16 protein-coding genes are annotated in these 24,918 nt (G+C 73.3%); 9 read left to right on the top strand and 7 right to left on the bottom strand.

Annotated features, from left to right (window positions below):
• Positions 1-96: 96 nt before the first annotated feature.
• From fxsA to fxsT, 4 genes are all read left to right on the top strand, one after another.
• On the top strand, positions 97-342 hold the full coding sequence (gene fxsA, locus IG02_RS37055; RefSeq protein ID WP_037804487.1) for an FxSxx-COOH cyclophane-containing RiPP peptide: 246 nt from the start codon (positions 97-99) through the stop codon (positions 340-342).
• A gap of 399 nt (positions 343-741) precedes the next feature.
• Entirely contained in the window at positions 742-1,881 is a 1,140-nt protein-coding gene (locus IG02_RS0128170; RefSeq protein WP_037804535.1) for an FxsB family cyclophane-forming radical SAM/SPASM peptide maturase, read from the top strand.
• On the top strand, positions 1,878-3,305 hold the full coding sequence (locus IG02_RS0128165) for an aKG-HExxH-type peptide beta-hydroxylase (protein ID WP_030754064.1): 1,428 nt from the start codon (positions 1,878-1,880) through the stop codon (positions 3,303-3,305). Before IG02_RS0128170 ends, IG02_RS0128165 begins: the two co-directional genes overlap by 4 nt.
• 191 nt (positions 3,306-3,496) lie before the next feature.
• A complete protein-coding gene (fxsT, locus tag IG02_RS0128160) occupies positions 3,497-6,517 on the top strand; it encodes an FxSxx-COOH system tetratricopeptide repeat protein (protein ID WP_030754062.1) in 3,021 nt (1,006 codons plus the stop codon).
• A gap of 132 nt (positions 6,518-6,649) precedes the next feature.
• On the opposite strand, the gene IG02_RS0128155 is transcribed toward fxsT, so the two are convergent.
• The 4 genes from IG02_RS0128155 to IG02_RS0128140 form a co-directional block, all read right to left on the bottom strand.
• On the bottom strand, positions 6,650-10,444 hold the full coding sequence (locus IG02_RS0128155) for a multifunctional oxoglutarate decarboxylase/oxoglutarate dehydrogenase thiamine pyrophosphate-binding subunit/dihydrolipoyllysine-residue succinyltransferase subunit (protein ID WP_030754060.1): 3,795 nt from the start codon (positions 10,442-10,444) through the stop codon (positions 6,650-6,652).
• A 311-nt stretch (positions 10,445-10,755) separates the two neighbouring features.
• Positions 10,756-11,823: a HAMP domain-containing sensor histidine kinase gene (locus IG02_RS0128150; protein ID WP_030754058.1), complete on the bottom strand. Its 1,068-nt coding sequence runs from the start codon at positions 11,821-11,823 to the stop codon at positions 10,756-10,758.
• A gap of 368 nt (positions 11,824-12,191) precedes the next feature.
• Positions 12,192-12,929: a response regulator transcription factor gene (locus IG02_RS0128145; RefSeq protein WP_030754057.1), complete on the bottom strand. Its 738-nt coding sequence runs from the start codon at positions 12,927-12,929 to the stop codon at positions 12,192-12,194.
• Between the two features lie 104 nt (positions 12,930-13,033).
• The gene (locus IG02_RS0128140; protein WP_234314936.1) at positions 13,034-13,858 is read right to left on the bottom strand and encodes a spermidine synthase; all 825 of its coding nucleotides are present in this window, start codon (positions 13,856-13,858) and stop codon (positions 13,034-13,036) included.
• A 251-nt stretch (positions 13,859-14,109) separates the two neighbouring features.
• Here IG02_RS0128140 and lon point away from each other — a divergent pair, with 251 nt between their 5' ends.
• Positions 14,110-16,545, top strand: a complete 2,436-nt coding sequence (gene lon / locus IG02_RS0128135; protein ID WP_030754051.1) for an endopeptidase La — start codon at positions 14,110-14,112, stop codon at positions 16,543-16,545.
• Between the two features lie 175 nt (positions 16,546-16,720).
• On the opposite strand, the gene IG02_RS0128130 is transcribed toward lon, so the two are convergent.
• Positions 16,721-17,263 (bottom strand): UTRA domain-containing protein, encoded by a 543-nt coding sequence (locus tag IG02_RS0128130; protein ID WP_030754048.1) that lies wholly within the window; start codon positions 17,261-17,263, stop codon positions 16,721-16,723.
• A gap of 177 nt (positions 17,264-17,440) precedes the next feature.
• Positions 17,441-18,430 carry a lysozyme gene (locus tag IG02_RS0128125; protein ID WP_030754039.1) on the bottom strand — a complete coding sequence of 330 codons (990 nt, stop codon included), beginning with the start codon at positions 18,428-18,430 and terminating at the stop codon, positions 17,441-17,443.
• 236 nt (positions 18,431-18,666) lie between these two features.
• Between IG02_RS0128125 and IG02_RS0128120 the strand changes: the two genes are divergently transcribed.
• Positions 18,667-19,134 (top strand): MarR family winged helix-turn-helix transcriptional regulator, encoded by a 468-nt coding sequence (locus IG02_RS0128120; RefSeq protein WP_030754038.1) that lies wholly within the window; start codon positions 18,667-18,669, stop codon positions 19,132-19,134.
• 225 nt (positions 19,135-19,359) lie between these two features.
• Here IG02_RS0128120 and IG02_RS0128115 read toward each other — a convergent pair whose 3' ends face one another.
• Positions 19,360-20,142, bottom strand: a complete 783-nt coding sequence (locus IG02_RS0128115; RefSeq protein ID WP_030754037.1) for a protein phosphatase 2C domain-containing protein — start codon at positions 20,140-20,142, stop codon at positions 19,360-19,362.
• Positions 20,143-20,583: 441 nt separating this feature from the next.
• On the opposite strand from IG02_RS0128115, the gene IG02_RS0128110 reads away from it, so the two are divergent.
• The 3 genes from IG02_RS0128110 to IG02_RS0128100 are packed head-to-tail and all read left to right on the top strand — an operon-like array spanning position 20,584 to position 24,907.
• Positions 20,584-23,919 (top strand): nitrate- and nitrite sensing domain-containing protein, encoded by a 3,336-nt coding sequence (locus IG02_RS0128110; RefSeq protein WP_234314935.1) that lies wholly within the window; start codon positions 20,584-20,586, stop codon positions 23,917-23,919.
• On the top strand, positions 23,916-24,407 hold the full coding sequence (locus IG02_RS0128105; RefSeq protein ID WP_030754031.1) for a roadblock/LC7 domain-containing protein: 492 nt from the start codon (positions 23,916-23,918) through the stop codon (positions 24,405-24,407). The genes IG02_RS0128110 and IG02_RS0128105 overlap by 4 nt, the downstream gene beginning before the upstream one ends.
• Positions 24,407-24,907: a DUF742 domain-containing protein gene (locus IG02_RS0128100; protein WP_078854895.1), complete on the top strand. Its 501-nt coding sequence runs from the start codon at positions 24,407-24,409 to the stop codon at positions 24,905-24,907. Before IG02_RS0128105 ends, IG02_RS0128100 begins: the two co-directional genes overlap by 1 nt.
• The last annotated feature ends 11 nt before the right edge of the window (positions 24,908-24,918 follow it).

The raw sequence follows: 24,918 nt of genomic DNA, 5'->3' as shown, positions 1-24,918 counted from the left end.
GCGGAACGGCACCGGGACGTACGGGGCCGGGCGCCGTCCGACGGCACCGGCCGGGCACGGAGCTGACAGGAACACGACGGGGAGGCGTGGGACGCGATGAGTGGCGACGTAGGCGAGGGGGCCGGGACCCCGGACACACCGGACGCGGCCGAGGGCACCGGCGTCCCGGCCGGCGCGCCGGTGCCGGCCGGTGACACCGGACCGTTGCCCGACCTGCTGGAGCTGGACCTGGCGACACTGCGCACACTGGACCACCCCGTACTCGCCGAGGTGGTGGCGGAGTTGCGGGACCGGGCCGAGCAGCCCAGGGAAATGCTCTGGGGCTTCAACAACGCGTTCTGAGCCCACCGAACGCGGTCCCGAACGCGCCCCCGAACGCGATCTCGAACGCGACCTTCAACGCGACACCGGACACAAAACCCAGGTGACAACGCGCGTACGGACCCGGCCCGTACCACCCCGCGTACCGCCCACTGCCCGCCCCCGCACGCCCCCGGGCCGCTCGTAAGGATCAAGCCCAGTTCGGCCCCGAACGCCCGTCGAACCGGACAACATCCCTCCGCACGCGTTTGCCTCCCCGGCCCGACCGGGAAACACGCCGTCGGCCGGACCGTGCGCGCATGGGGGTGCCGAGTGTCTCGACAGGCGATTCCGCCCGCGCAAGGCCCGGGTGCGGGGACGCCGGGAACAGCGGTCGTACCGCGGGTACCGGGGGCCGCCCCCGTCCCCTTCGGGCAGTTCATCGTCAAGGCGCACGGCCGCTGCAACCTCGCCTGCCGTTACTGCTACCTCTACGCGGGCCCCGACCGCACCTGGCGCACCCGGCCCGCCACCGCCTCGCCGGCCGTCCTGGACCGCACGGCGGACCGGATCGCCGAACACGCCGCCGCACACGGGCTCGACGCGCTCTCCCTCGTCCTGCACGGCGGGGAGCCCCTGCTCGTGGGCGCCGAACGGCTCGGCCGGTTCGCCGCGCTCGTACGGGACCGGGTCGGCCCCGGCCGCGCCGTCCACGCGACCGTCCAGACCAACGCCACCCTGCTCACCGAGCACCGGGCCGCCGTCCTCGCCCGGTACGGCGTCCGCGTCGGCATCAGCCTCGACGGCGGCCTGCCCGCCCACAACGCCCTGCGCACCGACCACGCCGGCCGCCCCTCCTGGCCCGCCGCCGCGCGCGGCGCCCGGCTGCTCGCCGCGCGCCACCCGGAGGCGTACGCGGGGATCCTCACCGTCGTCGACCCGCGCACCGACCCCGTCGAGCTGTACGAGTCGCTGCTCGCGCTCCGCCCGCCCGCCCTCGACCTGCTGCTCCCGCACGGCAACTGGACCGCCCCGCCGCCCGGCCTGCCCGGCGGCGACCCCGGCCGCCACGCCCCGGGCGCCGGGCGGGCCACACCGTACGGGGACTGGCTGTGCGCCGTGTTCGACCGGTGGTGGCGGGCGGGCCGCAGGGAGGTACGGGTCCGGCTCTTCGAGGAGTGCGTCGCCCTGCTGCTGGGGCTGCCGGGCGCCACCGAATCCCTCGGACTCGACCCGGTCAACGCCGTCGTGGTGGAGACCGACGGCTCCATCGAGCAGGTGGACTCGCTGAAGTCCGCCTACGACACGGCCGCCGCGACCGGGCTCGACGTCTTCCACCACACCTTCGACGACGCCCTGCGCCACCCCGGGATAGCCGCCCGGCAGGCCGGGGCCGGGGCGCTCGCCGCCACCTGCCGGGCCTGCCCGCTGCTGACCGTCTGCGGCGGCGGACACTACGCCCACCGCTACCGCGCCGGACACGGGTTCGGCCACCCGTCCGTCTACTGCGCCGACCTCGACCGCCTGGTGCGCCATGTGGCCGCCGCGCTCGACACCGCGCTCGGCGGAGGTGCCCGGTGAGCGCCGCGCCCGTTCCTCCGGCCGACGCCGTCCCCGAGCGGATCCTGCGCGAACTCGGCCGCACCCAAGGCGGCGACGAGGCCCTCGCCCTCCTCGTACGCGACCAGCACACCCGCCGTCTCCTCCTGCTGCGCGCCCTGCTCGACGCGGCGGAGGCCGGCCCCCCGGACCCGCGCCGGCTGCCGCCCGGCGCGCTCGCGCGGCTGCGGGAGAACTGGGCGCTGCTGGAGGCCGCCGAACGCGCCGACCGGGCCGCCGTGCGCACCGTCCTGCTCTACCCGCTGGCGGGCCCCTGGGCCGAACGCTGTCTGCGCGGCCTCACCACACCGGCCGCCGGACCGCACCTGCGCCACGACCTCGACCACCTCGGCGCGCTCGCGGCGGTCGCGGCCCTCCGCGCCCGCCTGCCCTTCCACACCCGCCTCGCCGCCCACGACGGGCTCCTGGCCCTGCCCGGCCTGGGCGCGCTGCGCACCGATCCCGGCTCGCGTGCCCCGGTCCCCGTCGACCTGTCCTTCGACGGTACGGACCTGACGTTGTGCCAGGGCGGCGCCCGCCCCGTCTCCGTACTCGTCCACGAAAGGCTCCCGCACGGGACGTGTTCCGGCGACCGGCGCTGGCAGCCCGTCCGCACCCTGCCCGCCCTGCTGCCCGGTGCCACCCCCGTGGTGCTGGACGACATCGACCCGCACCGCACCGCGGGCACCGGCCTGGAACGGCACGGACTGTCCGCCGCCACCCGGCTGGACGACGAGGCCCTGGCCGCCTGGGAGCGGTCCTGGGCCGGCGTGGAGCCCCTCCTGCGGATCGGCGGGGCACACCGCGCCCAGGAGGCCGCCGCCCTCCTGCGCTGTCTCGTCCCGCTGTCCCCGCCGCCCGGGTCGTCCCCCACCGGCGACGGACCGGCACACTGCAGCGGCACCCGCCGGGAGGCGTTCGGCGCGGTGCTCAGCAGCCGGCCCGCGACCCCCGCCTTCCTCGCCTCCACCCTCGTGCACGAACTCCAGCACGCCAAGCTCGCCGCGCTCGCCGCCCTCACGCCCCTGCACCACGAGGACGCCACACCCCGGCACTTCGCACCCTGGCGTCCCGACCCGAGGCCGTTCGACGGGCTGCTCCAAGGCGCCTACTCCCACCTCGCGCTGGCAGACTACTGGCAGCGCTTCGCGCTCGGCGCAGACCGTCCGGCCCACCGTGACCCGGCCTGGGCCGAGCACGCCCGCTGCCGCGAACAGGTCGGCGCCGTCCTCCCGGTACTGGCCGGGTCCGGCGCGCTCACCACCGAGGGCCGGACGCTGGTGAACGAGATGATCGCGGTCTACCACCGGCTCGCCGACAGCCCCCCGCCGCCCGGCCAGCTGGCCCGCGCGGCGGCCTACGTACGCACCGCCCGGACCATCTGGTGCCAACGCAACGGCTCCTGACGCCCCATGGGCGAAAATGGCGACCGGCACCCACCGGGCTTCGCCACGGAGCGTGACACCACACACGCGGGAAGCGGAGCGCCGCGCGGCACGGATGCGTAACAGAACGTGACGCGGGCGCGTGTGAGGGTCGATCCGTGGGGCTCACGGGTATGTTAAAAGGCGTATGACGACGCAGGGAGAACGGTCGAATGCCCGCAGAGCGCAAGCCAGTTGCCAAGACCGTGCCACAGACCGTCACCATCAGCTTCGCCGGTTTCAACCGCGCCTGGGCGGCCTGGATCGGTGACCGGCTGGAGCGGCGCGGACACACGGTCTCCTACCAGCGCTGGGACCCGCCGGTGGAGATCCCGCTGGAGGAGTCCTTCCAGGACCTGCTGCTCGCGCCGGGCCCGATCCTCGTCGTCCTGAGCGACTGGTACTTCCAACTCGGGCCGCGCGGCTACGAGGAGTGGAACAGGGCCCTGCGCGGCGTGGTCGCCTCCCACGCCGGCCGGTTCGCCGCCGTCACCGTCACCACCTCCGCGCTGCCCGCGGCCACCGCCGTCTTCGCCGCCGCCGACCTCACCACGGTCGGCGAGGCCGAGGCCGAGCGGCGGGTGCTCACCCGGCTCGGCCTGCCCGTCGAGCCGCTCCCCGACACCGAGGACACGCGCCGCGGGCCCCGCTACCCGGCCGACACGCCCGACGTGTGGGGCGGTGTGCCCCGGCGCAACACCCGCTTCACCGGCCGCGAGCGGCTGCTCGACGAGGCGTACCACGCCCTCCTCCAGGCCGGCCGCGGCGCCGGGGTGGTGACCCTGCACGGCATGTCGGGCGTGGGCAAGACCCAGCTGGCCGCCGAGTACGTGTACCGCTTCGGCGCGGAGTACGACGTCGTGTGGTGGGTCTCCGCCGACAAGCGCGTCACCTGCCGGCAGCGGCTCGCCGAACTCGCCCCGGCGCTCGGCCTGTCCACCGGCGCCGAGTACGGCGAACGGCTGCGCGCCGCGCGGGACGCGCTGCGCAGGGGCGACCCGTACGCCCGCTGGCTGCTGGTCCTCGACGGTGCCGACGACCCCGAGGACATCTGGGACCTGGTGCCCACCGGACCCGGCCACGTACTGATCACCTCGCGCAACCCGGAGTGGAGCGAGCACAACAGCACCTTGGTCGAGGTGCGGGTGTACGACCGTGACGAGTCCGTCGCGTTCGTACGCCGCCGCGCCCCGCGCCTGACCCACGACGAGGCGAACCGGCTCGCGATCGCCCTGGAGGACCTGCCACTGCTGCTGGACCAGACCGCCGGCTGGCTCAACGACTCGGACATGTCGGTCGAGGAGTACATCGACCTGCTCGCGGACGGCATCGACCAGGACGTCGTCCGGGTCTCCGCGGACTTCCCGCTCGCCTTCCAGACCGGCTGGTCGATACTCCTGAACAAACTCCGCGAGACCGTCCCCGAATCCGTCGACCTGCTCCGGCTGTGCACGTTCTTCGCGCCCGGCGCCATCCCCGTACGGCTGGTGCGGGACCTGCCGCCCGAGCGGCTCCCGGAGAAGCTGCGCGGACTGGTGGACGACCCGGTGCGCTGGGCGCGCGCCATCAACAAGCTGCGCCAGTACGCCGTCGTCCGCGCCGCCGGGGTCGGCGAGCGCGAGGTCCACGACACACTCGGGGACACGGGCGCCGCCGGGGCCGCCGGCGACACCCTCTACATGCACCGCATGGTCCACCAGATCGTGCACCAGGACATGCCGGAGCGGGACCACCGCGAGTTCATCGAGGTGGTGCGCGGGGCGCTCGTCGCGGCGGACCCGGGGCGCCCCACCGACACCCGGCTCTGGCCCCGCTACGCGGAGATCACCCCGCACCTGAAGTGGGCCGAGGTGCTGGAGTCCACCGACCCCGCGATGCACACGCTGGTCCTGAACTGCCTGCGGTACATGTACCTGTCGGGCGAGTACCAGGCGGGCATCAAGCTCGGCCGGCGCGCCCTGACGGCGTGGCGCCGGATCCTCGGCGAGACCCACTCCCGGATCTGGGACCTGAGCTACCACTACGCCAACGTGATGCGCGCCGTCGGCGACTACGCCGGCACGGAAGCCATCGAACGCGCCGCGGTGGAGCACCTGCGCGCCGAGCGCGGGCCCAAGGACCTGGAGCACCTGCGGGCCGCCGGCGGGCTCGCCGCCGACCTGCGCGGGCTCGGCCGGTACCGGGAGGCGTTCGACATCTCCGAGTGGACCCTGGCCAGTTACCGGGAACTGCTGGGCGACCAGGACTCCCGCACCCTCAACGCGCAGAACAACCTGGCCATCTCGCTGCGGCTGCTCGGCCGCTACGAGGACTCCCTGGAGCTCAACCGGCGCACCCTGGAGGCCCGGCGGCAGCTGCTGCGCCCGCGGCACAGCTGGACCCTCTTCTCGGAGCTCAACTACGCCACGGACCTGCGGCTGCTCGGCCGCTACAGCGAGGCCGAGTCCCTCCAGTCGCAGAGCGTGCGGGTGCACCGGATCGTGCTGGGCCGGGACAACCCCCAGACCCTGCGCGCCGAGCACAACCTGGCGCTGTGCCACCACCGCTCGGGCGAGCGCGGCCGGGCCGCCGCGCTGTTCACCCAGATCCTGGAGAGCTGCGAGCGGGTCCTCGGCGAGCACGACCCGCTGACCATGATGTTCGCGGCGAGCCTGAGCTGTTTCGCCCGGGAGCACGGCGATGTCGACCGGGCCGTGGAGATGAGCGACCGGGTGGTCCACGGCTATCTGGGCATGCTGGGCGAGGACCACCCGTACGTGGCGGGCACCCGCGCCAACCACGCGCTGGTCCTGCGCAACGTGGGGGAGCGGGAGCAGGCCCACGCCCTGATCGAACAGGCCCTGGGCGACATGACCGGGGCCGTGGGCCGGGACCACCCCTGGACGCTGGGCTGCGCCGTCAACGCCTCGGCCCTGCGGAACCTCGTGGGCGACCCGGAGGGCGCCGCCGAGCTCACCGGCGACACCATCACCCGCGCCACCGAGTCCCTGGGCCGGACCCACCCCCTGACGCTCTCCGCGCGGATCGCCCACGCGGCGGACCTGCGGGGGCTGCGGGAGAGCCGGCGGGCGGAGAAGGTCGAGCGGGAGGCGCTGGACGACCTGGCGGCCACGCTGGGCCCGCAGCACACGCACACGGTCACGGCCCGCTCCCGCAACCGCCCGTACTGGGACTTCGAGCCCCAGATCATCTGACCGTCGCCCACCGGGGCACCCGTGACGTCCCGGCCGGGCACGTCCGCAGGCGAACCGAGCCCCCAAAGAAAGAGGAGGGCCCGGTGTCGCGCACAACGTGCGCGGCACCGGGCCCTCGAAGCCGTACCGGCGTCAGGCCTCGAAGACCTCGTTCACCAGCTGCTGCTGCTCCGCCTGGTGGCGCTTGGCCGAGCCGACCGCAGGCGAGGACGAGTGCGGACGCGAGATGCGCCGCAGCCGCTCGCCGTGCGGGATGTCCGCGCCGACCGCGAGGTCCAGGTGGTCGATCAGGTTGAGCGCGATGAACGGCCAGGCACCCTGGTTCGCCGGCTCCTCCTGGGCCCACAGGTACTTCTCGGCGTTCGGGAACTTGGCGATCTCCGCCTGGAGCTCCGCGCCCGGCAGCGGGTAGAGCCGCTCCAGCCGCAGGATCGCGGTGTCCGTGGCGCCGCGCTTGGCCCGCTCGGCCGCCAGGTCGTAGTAGACCTTGCCCGAGCAGAAGACGACCTTGCGGACCGCGGCCGGGTCCACGTCGGCGTCCCCGATCACCGGGCGGAAGCCGCCGCTGGTGAACTCCTCCGCCTTGGACGCCGCGGCCTTCAGACGCAGCATCGACTTCGGGGTGAAGACGACGAGCGGCTTGTGGTGCGGGTTGTGCACCTGCCAGCGCAGCAGGTGGAAGTAGTTCGACGGCAGCGTCGGCATGGCGACCGTCATGTTGTTCTGCGCGCACATCTGGAGGAAGCGCTCCGGGCGGGCGGACGAGTGGTCCGGGCCCTGGCCCTCGTAGCCGTGCGGCAGGAGCAGTGTGACGCCGGAGGTCTGGCCCCACTTCTGCTCGGCCGAGGAGATGAACTCGTCGACGACGGTCTGCGCGCCGTTGACGAAGTCACCGAACTGGGCCTCCCACATCACCAGCGCGTTCGGCCTGGCGAGCGAGTAGCCGTACTCGAAGCCCATCGCCGCGTACTCGCTGAGCAGCGAGTCGTAGACGTTGTAGCGGGCCTGGTCCTCGCTCAGGTACTGGAGCGGGGTGTAGTCCTCGCCCTTCTCCTGGTCGACCAGGACCGCGTGGCGCTGGCCGAACGTACCGCGGCGGGTGTCCTGGCCCGAGAGCCGGACCGGGGTGCCCTCCATCAGCAGCGAGCCGATGGCGAGGGTCTCGCCCATGCCCCAGTCGATCGAGCCGTCGTCCACCGACGACGCGCGGCGCTGGAGCTGCGGCAGCAGCCGCGGGTGGACGGTGACCGAGTCCGGCAGGTTGACCTGGGACTCGGCGATCCGCTTGACGACCTCCTGGGAGACGGCGGTCGTGACGGCGACCGGGAACTCGGCCTGCGCGTCCGGGACGTGCGCCGGGGCGGGCTGCGAGGTGGCCTCGCGGACCTCGGCGAACACCTTCTCCAGCTGGCCCTGGAAGTCCTGGAGCGCCTGCTCCGCCTCTTCCAGCGTGATGTCGCCACGGCCGATCAGCGACTCGGTGTACAGCTTGCGCACCGAGCGCTTCTTGTCGATCAGGTTGTACATCTGCGGGTTGGTGAACTGCGGGTTGTCGCCCTCGTTGTGACCGCGGCGGCGGTAGCAGATGAGGTCGATCACGACGTCCTTGTTGAACGCCTGGCGGAACTCGAAGGCGAGGCGGCCGACCCGGACCACGGCCTCCGGGTCGTCACCGTTCACGTGGAAGACCGGCGCCTCGATCATGCGGGCCACGTCGGTCGCGTACATGGACGACCGTGAGGACTCCGGGGCGGCGGTGAAGCCGACCTGGTTGTTGATCACGACGTGGACCGTGCCGCCGGTGCGGTAGCCGCGCAGCTGCGACATGTTCAGCGTCTCGGCGACGACGCCCTGGCCGGCGAAGGCCGCGTCGCCGTGCAGCGCGAGCGGCAGGACCGTGAAGTCCGTGCCGCCCTTGTTGATGATGTCCTGCTTGGCGCGGACCACGCCCTCCAGGACCGGGTCCACCGCCTCCAGGTGCGAGGGGTTGGCGGTCAGCGAGACCTTGATCTGCTCGCCGTCCAGGCCGGTGAAGACGCCCTCGGCGCCCAGGTGGTACTTCACGTCGCCGGAGCCGTGCATCGACTTCGGGTCGAGGTTGCCCTCGAACTCACGGAAGATCTGGGCGTACGACTTGCCCACGATGTTGGCGAGGACGTTCAGGCGGCCGCGGTGGGCCATGCCGATGACGACCTCGTCGAGACGCGACTCGGCGGCGGCGTCGATGACCGCGTCGAGCAGCGGGATGACGGACTCGCCGCCCTCCAGCGAGAACCGCTTCTGACCGACGTACTTGGTCTGGAGGAACGTTTCGAACGCCTCGGCCGCGTTCAGCCTGCGCAGGATCCGCAGCTGCTCCTCGCGCTCCGGCTTGGCGTGCGCGCCGCGCTCGATGCGGTCCTGGATCCACTTGCGCTGCTTCGGGTCCTGGATGTGCATGAACTCGATGCCGGTGGTGCGGCAGTACGAGTCGCGCAGCACGCCGAGGATGTCGCGCAGCTTCATCATGGACTTGCCGGCGAAGCCGCCGACCGCGAACTCCCGCTCCAGGTCCCACAGCGTGAGCCCGTGCTCGGTGATGTCCAGGTCGGGGTGCTTGCGCTGGCGGTACTCCAACGGGTCGGTGTCGGCCATGACATGGCCGCGCACCCGGTAGGAGTGGATCAGCTCGAAGACCCGGGCGGGCTTGGTGACGTCCTCGTCGTGCGAGGCGTCGATGTCCTTGAGCCAGCGGACCGGCTCGTAGGGGATCCGCAGCGACTTGAAGATCTCGTCGTAGAACTCGTTCTCGCCGAGCAGCAGTTGGCTGACGACCCGCAGGAACTCGCCGGACGCGGCGCCCTGGATGACACGGTGGTCGTAGGTCGACGTCAGCGTCATGACCTTGGAGATGCCCAGCTTGTTCAGGGTGTCCTGGGAGGTGCCCTGGAACTCGGCGGGGTAGTCCATCGAACCGACGCCCATGATGACCGACTGACCGGGCATCAGCCGCGGCACGGAGTGCACGGTGCCCAGGCCGCCGGGGTTGGTCAGGGAGACCGTGACGCCGGTGAAGTCGTCCATCGTCAGCTTGTTGTTCCGGGCGCGGCGGACGATGTCCTCGTACGCCTGCCAGAACTCGAAGAAGTTGAGCGTCTCGGCCTTCTTGATGCCCGCGACGACCAGCTGGCGGTCACCGTTCGGCTTCACCAGGTCGATGGCCAGACCGAAGTTGACGTGCTCCGGCTTGACCAGGGTCGGCTTGCCGTCCTTCTCCGTGTAGGAGTAGTTCATCGACGGCATGACCTTGAGCGCCTGCACCATCGCGTACCCGATGAGGTGCGTGAAGGAGATCTTGCCGCCGCGGGCCCGCTTGAGGTGGTTGTTGATGACGATGCGGTTGTCGAAGAGCAGCTTCACCGGGACGGCGCGCACGGACGTGGCCGTGGGCAGCTCCAGCGAGGCGTTCATGTTCTTCGCGACGGCGGCGGAGGGGCCGCGCAGCGTCACGTACTCGGGGCCGGCGGGGGCCTCGGCCGCCGTGCCCTCGGCGGCGGGCGCCTTGGCCTTCGCCGCGGCCGGAGCCGGCGCGGCGGCCTTCGCGGGTGCCGGGGCGGCGGCCGCCTGCTCGGCGGGCGCGGCGGGAGCCTGCCGGGCCGGCGCCGCGGGCTTCGCCGGCGCGGCGGCCGGAGCGGTCCGGGCGGCGGTGGGCGGCGTGGGCGCCGCGGCCCCCGCGACCGCGGGCTTGTCCGCCGCGCCGGGGGTGCCCGGCTTGTAGTCGGCGAAGAAGTCCCACCAGGCGCGGTCGACGGAGTTCGGGTCCTGGAGGTACTGCTGGTAGATCTCGTCCACGAGCCATTCATTGGCCCCGAAGGCCGCGGCAGGGTTCTTCCCTTGCCCGTCTTCGTCGGTGGAGATGCTCGCGTTACTGGGGGACTGAGACGACACGGCGTGAACCGCCCTCTTCCGCTTCACAAGGTGATGGACAGCGGGAATCAAGGCTACGCCTACCTGGCCGGAAGGTGCAGGCCGGGCGGGCCATCGTCGCGCACGTCACATCCGATGAGGGGTTTCACCGTACGAAATGGCGGGAAACAAGCCTGGTTCCGCTGCGGCGGGCCGCATGGCCCGCTCCTCGGGGCACACGACCCGTCCTCGTCGCGATCCCTACCCGGAGATCGCGACGCCATGGCTCCGACTTCACTTCTCCCTGCTTCGAACCCTACGTCAACCGCGGGCCGGCCGCGTCGAACCCGGCGTCAATCCCGCGCCCGCGCGATCCCCGGCAGGCTGACCCGGATCAGACAGCCCCGAGCCGATTCGGCCACTCCTATGCGCCCGCCGTGCAGATCGACCGCCCAGCGGGCGATCGCCAGGCCGAGCCCCGTACCGCCGTCGCTGCCCGGCCCGTGGGGCGCGGCGACCGTGCCCCGGTTGAACCGCTCGAAAACCTTGTGCCGCTCCTGCTCCGGGATGCCCGGGCCCTCGTCCTGGACCTCCAGCAGCAGCGACTCGGGCAGGGTGCCGCGCCGGGCCCGGACCGTGACCCGGCCGTGCGGGGGGCTGTGCTTGACGGCGTTGTCGATGAGGTTGGCGACGACCTGGTGCAGCCGCTCCTGGTCCGCGTGGGCGGTCAGCTCGGGCGGGAAGACGTCCAGGTGCAGGTGGACGTCCGTACGGGTGTGATGGCCGGACCCGGAGCTCAGCCGCCGCTGCGTGGCCGCCAGATTGGCCTCCTTCAGCACGCCCGAGAGGTACGGCCACACCTCGAAGCGGCTCGCCTTGAGCGGCACGACGCCGTTGTCCAGCCGGGACAGGTCCAGCAGCGTCTCCGTGAGCCGGCCGAGCCGCTCGGTCTGGCGCAGGGCCGTCAGCATCATCTCGGGGTCGGCCGCGACCACCCCGTCCACCACGTTCTCCAGCACCGCGCGCAGCGCGGCGATGGGCGTGCGCAGCTCGTGCGAGACGTTGGCGACCAGCTCCTTGCGGTGCCGGTCCACCGCCTCCAGGTCGTCCGCCATCCGGTTGATGGTGGCGGCGAGGTCGCCCAGCTCGTCGCGGCGGTCGGCGCCGCTGACGCGCCGCGTGTAGTCGCCGTGCGAGATGCCCTTGGCCACCGTGCTCATCTCGTCCAGCGGAGCCGTCAGGCCGTGCGCCACGAACTGGGTGATGAGCAGGGTGGCGATCACCGAGAAGACCGTGATGAAGCGCAGCTCGGTCTCGGTGCGCACGGCGACCAGCAGGAGGCCGGTGGTGATGAAGACGGAGACGACGACGAGGGTGCCGAGCTTGGCCTTGATGGAGATCTTGATGGCGAAGGGCCGGATGCCGGTGCCCGGGAGGACGGCGTAGCGGCGGCGCGGTTTCGGGCGGGGCCGGGGCAGGCGCGCGAGGCGGTCCTCCGCGCTCGCGTCGGCCGCGTCTCGGGCGTGGCCCCCCGCGCTTCCGCCGGCCGCGCCTCCGGTGCGGTCCTCCGCGGGTCCGTCCGGTCGTCGCGGGGCCGGGGCGTTCTCGTGCCCGTCGGCCCCGTCACCGTCACCGTCCCCGGAGCCGGGCCGCGGCCGGTCGCCGCTCCGGAGGGTCTCCTCGCGACGGCCGACGCCGCCCCGCTCGTCCACGCGATGCCCTTCCCGGCGGCCCGCGCCGCCGCCTCCCGTACCGTCGATCCCGCCGCCGGCGCCGTACAGCGGCGGGGTCACGGGGCGGGCGTCTCCAGCGCGTACCCGACGCCGTGCACCGTACGGATCCGCTCCGCGCCGATCTTCCGGCGGAGCGCCTTGATGTGGCTGTCGACCGTACGGGTGCCCGAGGCGTCCGCCCAGTCCCACACCTCGGCCAGCAACTGCTCCCGCGAGAGCACCGCGCGCGGGGTGTTCGCCAGGCAGACCAGCAGGTCGAACTCGGTGGGCGTCAGGTGCACGTCCTCGCCGCGCACCCGTACCCGGCGCTGCGCGTGGTCGACCTCCAGTTCGCCCAGGCGCAGGATGCCGCTGCGCGGGGTCACGGCGGCGAGCGCCGCCCGCTCCACCCGGCGCAGCAGCACATGCACCCGCGCCGTCAGTTCCCGCATGGAGAACGGCTTGGTCATGTAGTCGTCGGCCCCGACCCCGAGCCCGACCAGCATGTCGGTCTCGTCGTCCCGGGCCGTCAGCATCAGCACCGGCACCGGGCGCTGCGCCTGCACCCGGCGGCACACCTCCAGCCCGTCGAAACCGGGCAGCATGATGTCGAGGACCATCAGGTCCGGCTGCCACGCCTCGGCGGCGTCCACGGCCGCCGGGCCGTCCACCGCCGTCTGCACGAGGAATCCCTCGGCCCGAAGCCGGGCGGCGATCGCTTCCACGATCGTCGTGTCGTCCTCCACGACCAGGACCCGGCGCTGGGCGCCGGGCGTGGCCGCGACGCCGTTGTGGCTGGTATGTGTCTGCTCCATGGCCCCGCCCCTGGTACGCGTTCCGCGATCCTTGCTCCGTGATCCGCATGGAGTATGCAGATCCGTGTGTCGGGAGCAGCGTAGAGGCACCGGCAGGGTATCGGCTACGCAGTGCGAACAGCGAGATGGACGACGTCGGGTACGCCTCGGGCAACCGGCACCTCTTCCTGCTTTACCCCGGTGAATCCGGCATTCCGCAATGCTTCACCAAATACGGGGGAGGGCCGCGCGGACCAAACTGCCAGTACACCGCCGGGATTGAGGCGCGCTCGACAGGCCGCCAACCCCTCGGGGGAATACAGGGATTCATTGCCTTCCGTCACGGTCCAGTCCGGCCCGTTGTCGATGTCCAGACAGAGGGCGTCGTAACTGTCCGTCGCGGTCCGTACGTACTCCACCAGGTCCGTGTGCAGGATCACGGTGCGCGGATCGGCGAGCGCGGTGGCGGAGATCCGGGCGAGGGGGCCGTTCCGGTGCCAGTCGATGACGGCCTCCTCGCGCTCGACGACGGCGATCCGCCCCCAGCGGGGGTCGGCGGCGGCGTGCGCCAGCGAGAAACCCACCCCCAGGCCGCCGATCAGTACGGACGGCCGTCGGCCGGCGGCGGGCGCGGGCGGCCCGTCGGCGGTGGGCGTGGTGAGCGCGGCCAGGGCGGCGTCGACGAGGAGCCGTTCGGAACGGCCGTCGGAGGTGTCCATCAGGAAGCAACCGTTGGCGATGATTTCCAGCCGTTCCCCGCGCTCGCGCAGCACGACCTCGCCGTACGGCCCGTCCCGCCGGTCGAGCGTGACGGGCCGCTCGTCCCCTGCTCCGGGCAGGCCGACGAGGGAGGTGAGGGCGCCGGGTGTGCCGGGTGTGCCGGAAGCGGCGTGACCGGGGCCGTCGGCGCGGTCGCGGGCGCGGGCGGTGGGGTCGGGCAGCGGGGACATCGGGGCCTCTCGTCCGGTGGCGGCTGACCGGGCCATCCTGACCGGCCGGGACGAGCCGGTGCCACTCCGTTCCGCGCGGTTCCGCGCTGTTCCGTGCGTGGCGGGCCGTGCGCGCGGGGTGCGGGGCCCGGTCGTTCGGGCGCACCGTACGGGCGCTGGGCATCGCTCAGAGCGAACACCGTCCGGGGAACATCCTCGGGCTCAGGAGCATTGAGTCGGCATAGCTCAATTTGACTGCCGAAGGGGAGATCATGGCTGCCACCTCCACACCGCTCACGCTTCCCGTGCTGCCGCTCGACGACGAGGTCGTGCTGCCCGGCATGGTCGTGCCGCTGGACCTGTCCGACGCCGAGGTGCGCGCCGCCGTCGAGGCCGCGCAGGCCGCCGCGCGGGACGGGTCCGGGGGCGGCGCCGGGGACGCGGGCGCGGGCAAGCCGACCGTGCTGCTCGTGCCCCGCGTCGACGGGACGTACGCCGGGACCGGCGTGCTCGGGACCGTCGAACAGGTCGGCCGGCTCTCCGACGGCGATCCCGGCGCGCTGATCCGGGGCCGCGGCCGGGTGCGGGTCGGGGCCGGTACGAGCGGGCCCGGCGCGGCCCTGTGGATCGAGGGCCTGAGCGTGGCCGAGGTCGTGCCGGACCCGCTGCCCGGCGCGGTGACCGCGCTGGTCAAGGAGTACAAGGCGCTCGCCACCGACTGGCTGAAGAGGCGCGGTGCGTGGCAGGTCGTCGACCGCGTCCAGCAGATCGACGACGTGGCCGCGCTCGCCGACAACGCCGGCTACTCGCCTTTCCTGTCCACCGCCCAGAAGCTGGAGCTGCTGGAGACCGCCGACCCGGTGGCCCGGCTGAAGCTCGCCACCCAGCAGCTGCGTGAGCACCTCGCCGAGCAGGACGTCGCCGAGTCCATCGCCAAGGACGTCCAGGAGGGCGTCGACAAGCAGCAGCGCGAGTTCCTGCTGCGGCGCCAGCTCGACGCCGTGCGCAAGGAGCTGCGCGAGCTGAGCGGCGAGGGGGACGAGGACGAGGCCACGGACTACCGGAGCCGGGTCGAGGCCGCCGACCTGCCGGAGAAGGTGCGGGAGGCCGCGCTCAAGGAGGTCGACAAGCTGGAGCGCGCCTCCGACCAGAGCCCGGAGGGCTCCTGGATCAGGACCTGGCTGGACACCGTGCTCGAGCTGCCCTGGAACGAGCGGACCGATGACACCGGCGCGTACGACATCCGGGGCGCCCAGGCGGTCCTCGACGCCGAGCACGCGGGCCTCCAGGACGTGAAGGAGCGCATCACCGAGTACCTGGCCGTGCGCAAGCGGCGCGCGGACCGCGGTCTCGGCGTGGTCGGCGGCCGGCGCGGCGGCGCCGTGCTGGCGCTGGTGGGCCCGCCCGGCGTCGGGAAGACCTCGCTGGGCGAGAGCGTCGCGCACGCGATGGGCCGGAAGTTCGTCCGGGTCGCCCTCGGCGGCGTACGGGACGAGGCGGAGATCCGCGGCCACCGGCGTACGTACGTCGGCGCGCTGCCGGGCCGTATCGTCCGGGCGATCAAGGAGGCCGGTTCGATGAACCCGGTCGTCCTGCTGGACGAGATCGACAAGGTGGGCTCCGACTTCCGCGGCGACCCGGCCGCGGCGCTGCTCGAGGTCCTGGACCCGGCGCAGAACCACACGTTCCGCGACCACTACCTGGAGGTCGAGCTGGACCTCTCCGACGTGGTCTTCCTCGCCACGGCGAACGTCCTGGAGGCGATCCCCGAGGCGCTGCTCGACCGGATGGAACTGGTCACGCTCGACGGCTACACCGAGGACGAGAAGGTCGTCATCGCCCGGGACCACCTGCTGCCCCGGCAGCTGGAGCGGGCGGGCCTGGAGACCGGCGAGGTCACCCTGGACGACGCGGCGCTGCGCAAGCTCGCGGGCGAGTACACCCGCGAGGCGGGCGTGCGGAACCTGGAGCGCTCGATAGCGCGGCTGCTGCGCAAGGTCGCGGCCGAGCACGAACTGGGCGACCGCGAGCTGCCGGCCGCGCTCGGCCCGGAGCACCTGCGGGCGCTGATCGGCCGGCCGCACCACGTGCCGGAGTCCGCCCAGGACCCGGCCGAGCGCCGCACGGCCGTGCCGGGCGTCGCGACGGGCCTCGCGGTCACGGGCGCGGGCGGCGACGTCCTGTTCGTCGAGGCGTCCCTGGCCGACCCGGAGACGGGCGGCTCGGGCCTGACCCTGACCGGCCAGCTCGGCGACGTGATGAAGGAGTCCGCGCAGATCGCGCTGTCCTTCCTCCGCTCGCACGGCGCGGAACTGGAGCTGCCCGTGGCCGACCTCAAGGACCGCGGGGTGCACATCCACTTCCCGGCGGGCGCGGTGCCCAAGGACGGCCCGAGCGCGGGCATCACGATGACGACGGCCCTGGCCTCGCTGCTGAGCGGCCGGCTGGTCCGTACGGACGTGGCCATGACCGGCGAGGTCTCGCTGACGGGCCGGGTGCTGCCCATCGGCGGCCTGAAGCAGAAGCTCCTGGCCGCCCACCGGGCGGGCACCACGACGGTCGTGATCCCGAAGCGCAACGAGCCCGACCTGGACGACGTCCCCGCCGAGATCCTGGACACGCTGGAGATCCACCCGGTCACGGACGTCCGCCAGGTCCTGGAGATCGCGCTCTCCCCGGCGGAGTCCCTGGTCCCGGCGGCGGCCTGACGGCCCGGGGCGGGGGGCGGTCCGGCCGCCCCCGCCCCCGGTGGGGACCCGTCGGCCCGAGCCGGCCCGTCGCTTCGGCGGCCCGTCGCCCCGGGGCCACGGTGGCGAGTGGGCCACCCAGCCCGTCGAGCGGCTCCGCCCGGAACCACCGGTCCGGGGGAGCCGTTCCGCGCGCTCACTCGATCCTGAGTTCGTAACGCAGCCGCTGGGCGTGGGCGGGCATGGTCATCAGGTCGGCCTGGATCGGCCGGTCCGCGCCGTCGAAGGTGACCCGGGCCAGCCGCAGTACGGGTTCGTCCGGCGCGGTGAGCAGGGTCTCGCGCTCGGCCGCGTCGGGCATCCGCGCGGTGACGTCCTCCCGTACGCGTACGCCGACGTGACCCAGCCCGGCGAGCAGGGCGACGGCCCCACCCGGGATCTTCGCGGTCCCGGCGAGGCGGGTGCCACGGGCGATCGCCGCCGGATAGTACGTGTCGGTCAGCTCGCTCGGCCGGTCCTCCACGTACATCACCCGGCGGCGGACTACCACGACCTCGCCCTCGGCCACGCCGAGCAGACCCGCCACCTCCAGCGGTGCCGCGACCTCCCCGGCGTGGACGATCCGCTGGCTTCCCCGCCGCCTCTGTGCGGCCAGCTCCGCGCTCCAGGCGTCGGGCTCGCCCGCGCCGCGCGGCGCCAGATAGGGCATCGATGTGCTGACCCACTCACCGGAGCTCATGACGTCCTCCTGCCGCTGCTCCGCCGGCCGCGTCGGCCGACGCCGTCTCACACCGTACGGCCGGAGTGGCCGGCCGGGCAGACGGTAACGGCCCCGACCGGGGCGGCGGCGTGCCGGTCGGGGCCGTGCGTGGGGTGGCGGCCCGGCGCCAGGCGGGGCCGGCCGGGGGGAGGGGGATCAGCCGTTGGCCAGGGCCTGGACGCGGTCGTAGGCTCCGTTGAACCTGTTGTGGTCGCCGACGATCGGGCCGGTGGACGTGTACTGCCAGATCGTGTGGAAGCCCCAGCCCGCGGGCAGTTCGCCGACCGTCGTGTTGTAGCGCGCGATCCACAGCGGGTTCGTGCTCGCGAAGCCCGCGTAGTTGCCCGTGCAGTCCTTCCACCAGCTCGTCGCCGTGTAGATGACGGCGTCCCGGCCGGTCCGGGACTTGTACGTGTTCAGGAAGTCGCGGATCCACGCGACCATCTCGCTCTGCGACTTGCCGTAGCACTGCGCGCCGTACGGGTTCCACTCGATGTCCAGCACGCCCGGCAGCGTCTTGCCGTCGCGCGACCAGCCGCCGCCGTTGTCCACGAAGTAGTTGGCCTGGTTCGCGCCACTGGAGTCGTTGGGGGTGCCGAAGTGGTACGCGCCCCGGATCATGCCGATGTTGTACGAGCCGTTGTACTGCTGCGCGAAGTACGGGTTCTTGTAGTAGTTCCCCTCGCTGGCCTTCACATAGGCCCACTTCACCCCGCTGTTCCACAGGGCGGCCCAGTCGACGTTCCCCTGGTGGCTGGAGACGTCCACGCCTTCCGTCTGGGCCACGCGGTCGTCGCGCGGTGCGTCGCCCTGGCCGTCGTGCTCGATCACGCCCATGCCCATGTAGGCCGAGCCCCGGGTGGGAACGGAGCCGGAAGGGGAAGAGGCGGCGGAAGGGGCGGCGGGAGTGGGGGTGGCGGTGGGTGTGGGGCCGGACGTGGCGGCCGGAGTGCCGGGGGGAGTGGGGTCGGCGGTGGGGGAGGGGGTCGGGGAGTGGGTGGCGGTGGGCGGGTCCGCCGGCGGGTCGGTGGGGGCGGCGTGCGCCGCGCCCGGCAGTGTGAGGAGGAGCGCGAGAGTCGCGAGGAGAGCGCCGGCCGCGGCGGTCAGGGAGCGGCGGCCTGTCGTTCCGGATCTGTGCACGGGCATTGCGTGCCTCCGAAGACCTCGGTGGGGGGCATTCTCTGACGGTGCGGCATGCGGTGGAATGAACATGCCAGCGCTGACGCTACGCACGTAGACCGGTGTGACGGAAGCCTGCCACGCTGCCGCCGTTGGTATAAACCTGCGAAATACTGGCAGAGCTGCGGCAACGGCCGTGGCGCAAAAGAAACTTTCAAGGGGTGGAAAAGCGCGCGATGGGTGCTGACGTGCACGGAAGTGGTATGGGGAAGGGACCGAATTCCGGCTCGGGGAATGGTGTGCACCGCGAATTCCTCGCGTTGGAGCGGGAACTGGCGGTGTTTCTGCGACGCGCCCGCGCCAACTCGGGAGAGATGGCGCGGGAGGTCCACCCGGACCTCGAGCCCGCCGCGTACGGACTGCTCGTCCGGCTGGAGGAGACGGGCCATCAGCGGGCCACCGAGCTCGCCGGGTACTTCGGTGTCGGCAAGGCCACGATGAGCCGCCAGCTCCGGGCGCTGGAGGAGCTGGGCCTGGTCACCCGGGAACCCGACCCGGCGGACGGCCGCGCCTCCCTGCTCCGGATCACCGACGAGGGCCGCGTCCGCTTCCGGCGCGTCCGGGACGCACGGCGCGCGCGGTACGTACAGAAGCTGGCCGACTGGGACCGCGCGGAGATCGCGGAACTGGCCCGGCTCCTCCACCAGCTGAACGCCAGCGCGGAGAGCTGACGGACAGGCGTCGGGCCGGCGGCCGGGTGCCGGCCGGTGCCGGATGCCGGGCGGTGTGCCGGCCCCCGGCGGGGCGTCGGTGTCGGCCTCGGACTCGGCGGTGCGTCGTCCCCCGGCGCGAGACGCGCGCCTCCCGAGCGTCCCCGCGCCGCTCCAGGGCCGCGCGGGCCATCGAGCCCGGCGCGCTTCCCGCGCTCCCGCGCGCCCCGCGCCGCGGCCGGGCCCTCACAGCTCCACGTACGCCACCGTCGCGTCGTCGCTCGTCTTCCCCCGCCGGAACACCCGGCCCTCCGGGTCCGCCGACTCCGCCGCCCGCACCCGGTCGATCAGCTCCTGCGCGCCGTTCTTGCGGACCAGCGCCAGGCAGTCCGCCCAGCCGCCCTCCCGGAAGACCTCCACCCAGCGCGCCGCGCCGTCCGTCAGGGCCAGCAGAGCGCGTACCTCGGAGGCCGGGGTGCGGCCCGTGACAGCGCGCTCCGCGACCGCCGGGTCCGCCGCGGCCGTGAAGAAGCCGTTCTCCGCGTTCCGCAACGCGTCCGCCGAGGTCACCGAGCGCAACAGGGCACGCGGGACACGGGCCAGCCGGTCGTCCAGGACCGCCCGCACCGCGCCGTCCGGGGACTCCATCAGAAGGGTCGAGTCGGACAGCACCAGGTGTTCGACCACGTCGGCGTCCCAGCGCGCCAGAACCACCGTGGCCTGCGGTGTCCGCACGTGAGAAAGTTCACAGGTGCCCTGGTGAGCGGCCGCGGCGCGGCGGATCGACAGGGAAAGGATCTCCGTCAGGGACAGGTCGCGTCGTGAACCGGACAGTTCCACGAGTGCCCCGCCCAGCCGCGCGGTGAACCACGGCACACCGTGCACACAACCGTCGTCCCCGGCCGGTGGTGTCACACCGTCCAGGACGACGAGCGTCCCACCGTCGCCACCGGCGGGCAGGGCCACGCTCGTCCAGTCCTCGTTGGGCCGCGAGGCGACGCCGGGGGCAGTGTTGAGCTCGATGCGCATGGGGTTCAGTGTGCACGACGACGCAGGTCACCCCCCACGACTTCCTCACGACGCCCACACAACGCGCGGTGGGGGACGCGGTGCGGGGCGACCGGCGGCATTCGGTCAGAGTGCGGACCCCATGACGTCTCCGCGACGTCCCGGTGAGGTTCGGAGGAGGCCGGAATGAACATCTCCGGCGAGGTGCGGGCGGGCATCTTGCCAAAGCGGGCTCGGAAGGTCCACCCGGAACACCAGGTTCGAGGACCGCTTCGAGTGGGAAGAGTTGTTCGTCAACTCGTTGGTGATGTTCACTCGTTCAAGTGGCGGGGCGGCCGATGTGTGTTTCCCTCCTGGAAGCGCTGGAATGGTCGGGTGCCGTGCCAGGGGTGGGGGTTGTCGCATGTGTGACCGGTCGTCACCTCTGCTTCATGGGCGGACGAGTCAAGAATGCGAGCACCGGTGCAGAAGAAGCGGCCTCGGGGTAACGGTGTCACGCGCGGTGAGGTCTCCACGACCGGCACCTCCGACACCACTGGGACCTCTGACACCACTGGGACCAATGCGGCGGCCGCCCCGAGCGGGCACGCCGGTACGGGTACGGGCGCCACGGGTACGGGCGTCGCGGGTACGGCCGGTGTTGCCGGTGCGGCCGCCGACAGCCGTACGACCGTAGGCCCCGGCGCCACCGCCGACACCGAGGCCGAGGCCGACGCCGGCACGAGTACGAGCACGGGCCCGAACACCGGCCCGGCCACGGGCTCCGGCCCCGCCGGCCCGGGGTCCGGTACGGGCGCCTCCGCCGCGGGAACCGGCGCCGGTGGCCCGTCCACCGTCCCCGACCAGCCCCGAGGCCGTCGCGTCCGCGTCCGCAGCCGCCTCGTCGCGGGCGTCGCCGTCCTCGGTGTCACCGTCGTCGCCGCCGGAACCCCCGCCGTCCTGGCCGCCTCGGCCGAGTTGAAGGACGCCCAGAACCTGGTCACCCTGGCCGAGCTCAACCGGCAGGCCGTGACCCTCGCCCACTCCCTCGCGGACGAGCGTGACGAGATCGTCGTCCACATCGCCGCGGGCCGCGAGGACCGGCCGTCGGGCGACGAGGGCGGCAGCGGCGCGAACGACAACGACAACGGTGGCGACGAGGGCGGGCCCGCCGGCAGCCGCAGCGCCCGCGTCGACCGGCAGATCGACGAGATGCGGGAGACCGCGTCGGCCTCCCCCGGCCTGCGGCGCGACCTCTCCACCATCCCCTCCATCCGCCGGACCGCCCTCACCGGCAAGGGCTCGGCCATGGACGCGTACCGGGCGTACTCCGAGGTCATCGCCAAGCTCGAGGCCCTCTCCGACGAACTGGCCGAGCGGACCCCCGCCGAGGCCGCCGACGGCAGCCGCGCCCCCGCCGCGCTGGCCCGGGCCGTCGAGCAGGCGTCCGCGACGCGCGGCCTGCTGCTGGCCGCGCTCTCCGTACCCGACGCCGGCTCCGGCGGTACGCCCACGATCGACCCGATCACCGGGCTCCCCGTATCGACCACCGATCCGGCCGCCGAGAAGAACGACACGCTCCGCGACGCGCTCAGCGCCGACGCCCAGAAGTCCCGCGTACGCGAACTCGCCGCGCTCGCCGACTTCGACCAGAACGCCTCCGCCAAGGCGCGCGACTCCCTGGCGGGCACCGTCACCGGGCCCGAGGTCAAGAGCGCCGAGGACTACCTGGCCAAGCTCACGGACCGCCCGGAACTCACCTCGTCCGACCGGCAGACCGACCCGGAGAAGCTCGACGCGGCACTGTCCGCCCGGATCGACCAGATGCGCGGCGTCGAGTCCGGCCTCGGCACGGGCCAGGTGGCACGGCTGGAGAAGCTGCGCGACGACGCCGTCACGGCCCTGGAACTGCGCGTCGCGCTGCTCGGCGGCTGTCTGCTCGTCGCGGTCGGGGTCTCCGCCGCGGTCGCCCGTACGCTGACCAGGCCGCTCGCGGTCGTACGGATCGGGGCGGCTCGGCTCGCCGAGGCACCGCTGACGCAGGAACCGGTGCGGTTCACCGGCCGCAACGACGAGTTCGCCCAGGTCGTACGGTCCGTCAACGCCCTGCACCGGCAACTGGTCGACCTCGGCGCGCGCGCCGAGCGGCTGGACGGCGACCGCACCGGCCTGATCGCGGCCAGGGAACAGGTCGCGGCCCAGCGCGCCGAGCTCCAGGAACGTACGGCCGATCTCACCGCCCAGCTCCAGCGGCTGCGCGACACCGTGCACCACGCGTTCGTGAACCTCTCGCTGCGCACCCTCGGCCTGGTGGAGCGTCAGCTGGACGTCATCGAGGACCTGGAGGAGCGCGAGCAGGACCCGGAGCGGCTCGCCACCCTCTTCAAGCTCGACCACATGGCCACGGTCATGCGCCGGCACAGCGAGAACCTGCTGGTGCTCGCGGGCCACGAACACTCCCACGGCCCCCTGGGCCCGATCCCGCTCGTGGACGTGGTGCGCGCGGGCGTGAGCGAGATCGAGCGGTACGACCGGGTCACGATCCTGTCCCTGCCGTCCCACGCGCAGGTCGCGGGCTTCGCCGCGGACGACCTCAGCCACCTCGTCGCCGAACTGCTGGAGAACGCCACCGCCTTCTCGCCGCCGGAGGCCGACGTGCGGCTCTCGGGCCGGGAGCTGGAGAACGGCGACGTACTGCTCTCGGTCGAGGACCAGGGCATCGGCATGTCCACCGCCCGGCTCGCCCACCTCAACGCGCGGCTGGCCGACGAGCTGACGGGCCGCGACGGCGGGAGCCACCGGACCCGCGCCGAACGCGCCACCCGCGAGATGTTCGGCGGGGGCGGTGAGGGCGACGGGCTCGGGCTGCGCGTCGCCGGGCTGCTCGCCGCCCGCCACGGCATCCGGATCGAACTGCGCGAGCACGAGCAGGGCGGGGTGGCGGCCGTCGTCGTCCTGCCGAAGTCCCTGCTCCCCGAGTTGTCGCCGGCGGCCCCCGCGGACGCACAGCCCGCGGGCGCGGGCGGGGACGCCGTGGGGAGCGGGCCGGCCGGACCGGCGGGTACGGCGGGGGAGGCCGGCTCCCACGCCCTGCCCGTACGGGAACACCCCGTGGCCGGCGGCCCCGGCACCGCCGACGCGCCCGACCCGCTCGTGGCCGCCGCGGAAGCGGCCATCCGCCGGGCGGAGCAGGCCCAGGCGGCCGCCAGGGCCCGGGCGGCGGAGGCGGAGCGGTCGGCGGCCGCGGGATCCACGCCGGAGTCCGGGGCCGGGGCCGGCTCGCCGATCGCGAGCCCGGACGGCGGCGCGTACGCCATCGGCCCCGAGCGCCATGAGCGCGTGCCCGACGGTGAACCGGAGACCAACGGTCCCGATCAGGACACCTTCGCGATGCGGCTGCCCCCGCAGCCCGAGCCCGAGCCGCAGCCGCGGCCGGAGACCATGGCGGAGCCGACGCGCCCCGAAGCACCGCAGGCCACGGGGACGCCGGGGGAAGCCGGGGCGGAAGCGGCACCGGGCCGCGTCACCGGCAAGGGGCTGCCCAAGCGCACCCCCAGGAACGTCGCGCCCGCCGCGCCCGCCGAACGCACCGGCAGTGTCGACGCCGAAGCGCTGCGCCGCCGGCTCGGCGGCTTCCACCAGGGGGCCATGGCGGGCCGGCGTGACGCCGAGGCCGAACTCTCCGCGGACGCGGCAGCGGAGAGAGCCGCGGACGCGACAGCGGAGGGGACCGCGGAGCAGAGCACGGACAGGACCGCGGGACGGACCGACGTATCCACGGAAGATACGGGGGACACAGGCGAGGAGGCACGCACGTGACCACGACCGGAACATTCGGGCTGAGCAGCGAGGCCCGCAATCTGCACTGGCTGCTGGGCAACCTCGTCGAGGAGGTGCCAGGGGTGCTCTCCGTCGCCGTGGTGTCCTCCGACGGGCTCCTGCTGCTGTCCTCCGACCCGGGACAGAACGGCGCCGCGGCCGGTCCGGAGACGGACGGCGCGCACCGCGCCGGCCCCCGGGGTTCCAGCGCGGATCTCGCCACCATCGTCTCGGGCATCGGCAGCCTCACCATCGGCGCGGCCGGGCTCATGGACACCGGCGAGGTCAAGCAGACCATGGTCGCCATGGACCGGGGCAGCCTCTTCGTCATGGCCATCAGCGACGGCTCGCTGCTGGGTGTGCACGCCACGGCGGACTGCGACATGAGCGTGGTGGCCTACCACATGGCACTGTTCGTCGGCCGCGCCGGCCATGTCCTGACCCCGGAACTCCGGGACGAACTCCGTAAAACCAGGGAGGGCGCCTGATGGCCGCCGCGGCGGGAGCCGCAGGCAGGCTGCCCGTGCGGTCCGTACGTTCCGTGCGGTCCGCGGGGCCGGCGCGGTCCGTGGGGCACCCGGACCCCGCCGGGATCGCCGAACTCGCGGGAGGCGACGACGGCCGGTCGGCACGGGTCCGGCCGTACTCGCTGACCGGTGGGCGCACCCGCTCGGGACACGTCCTCCTCGTCGAGACGTTCGTCGCCGCGCTCGACGCGGCGGACGAGCGCCGGGAGCCGGCCGACGGCGGGGGCGCGCCCCGGCTCATGCCGGAGATGCGGGCCATCGTGGAGCTGTGCCGGCGCATGCGGACCGTCGCCGAGATATCGGCGCTGCTCAAAATGCCGTTGGGCGTGGTCAGGGTGCTGCTGAGCGACCTGGCCGATCAGGGAAGGATCCGTGTGTACGGGACAGGGACCGGGCACAGCACCGGCCATCCCGACCACGCTCTGCTGGAAAGGGTGCTGAGTGGACTCCGTCGTCTCTGACGTCGCTGGCG

Origin of the sequence: Streptomyces sp. NRRL F-5135, assembly GCF_000719775.1 — a bacterium.
GTDB classification, from domain to species: Bacteria; Actinomycetota; Actinomycetes; order Streptomycetales; family Streptomycetaceae; genus Streptomyces; species Streptomyces hebeiensis.
The sequence above is the reverse complement of the archived record's forward strand: the minus strand, read 5'-3'. Positions and strand labels throughout refer to the sequence as shown.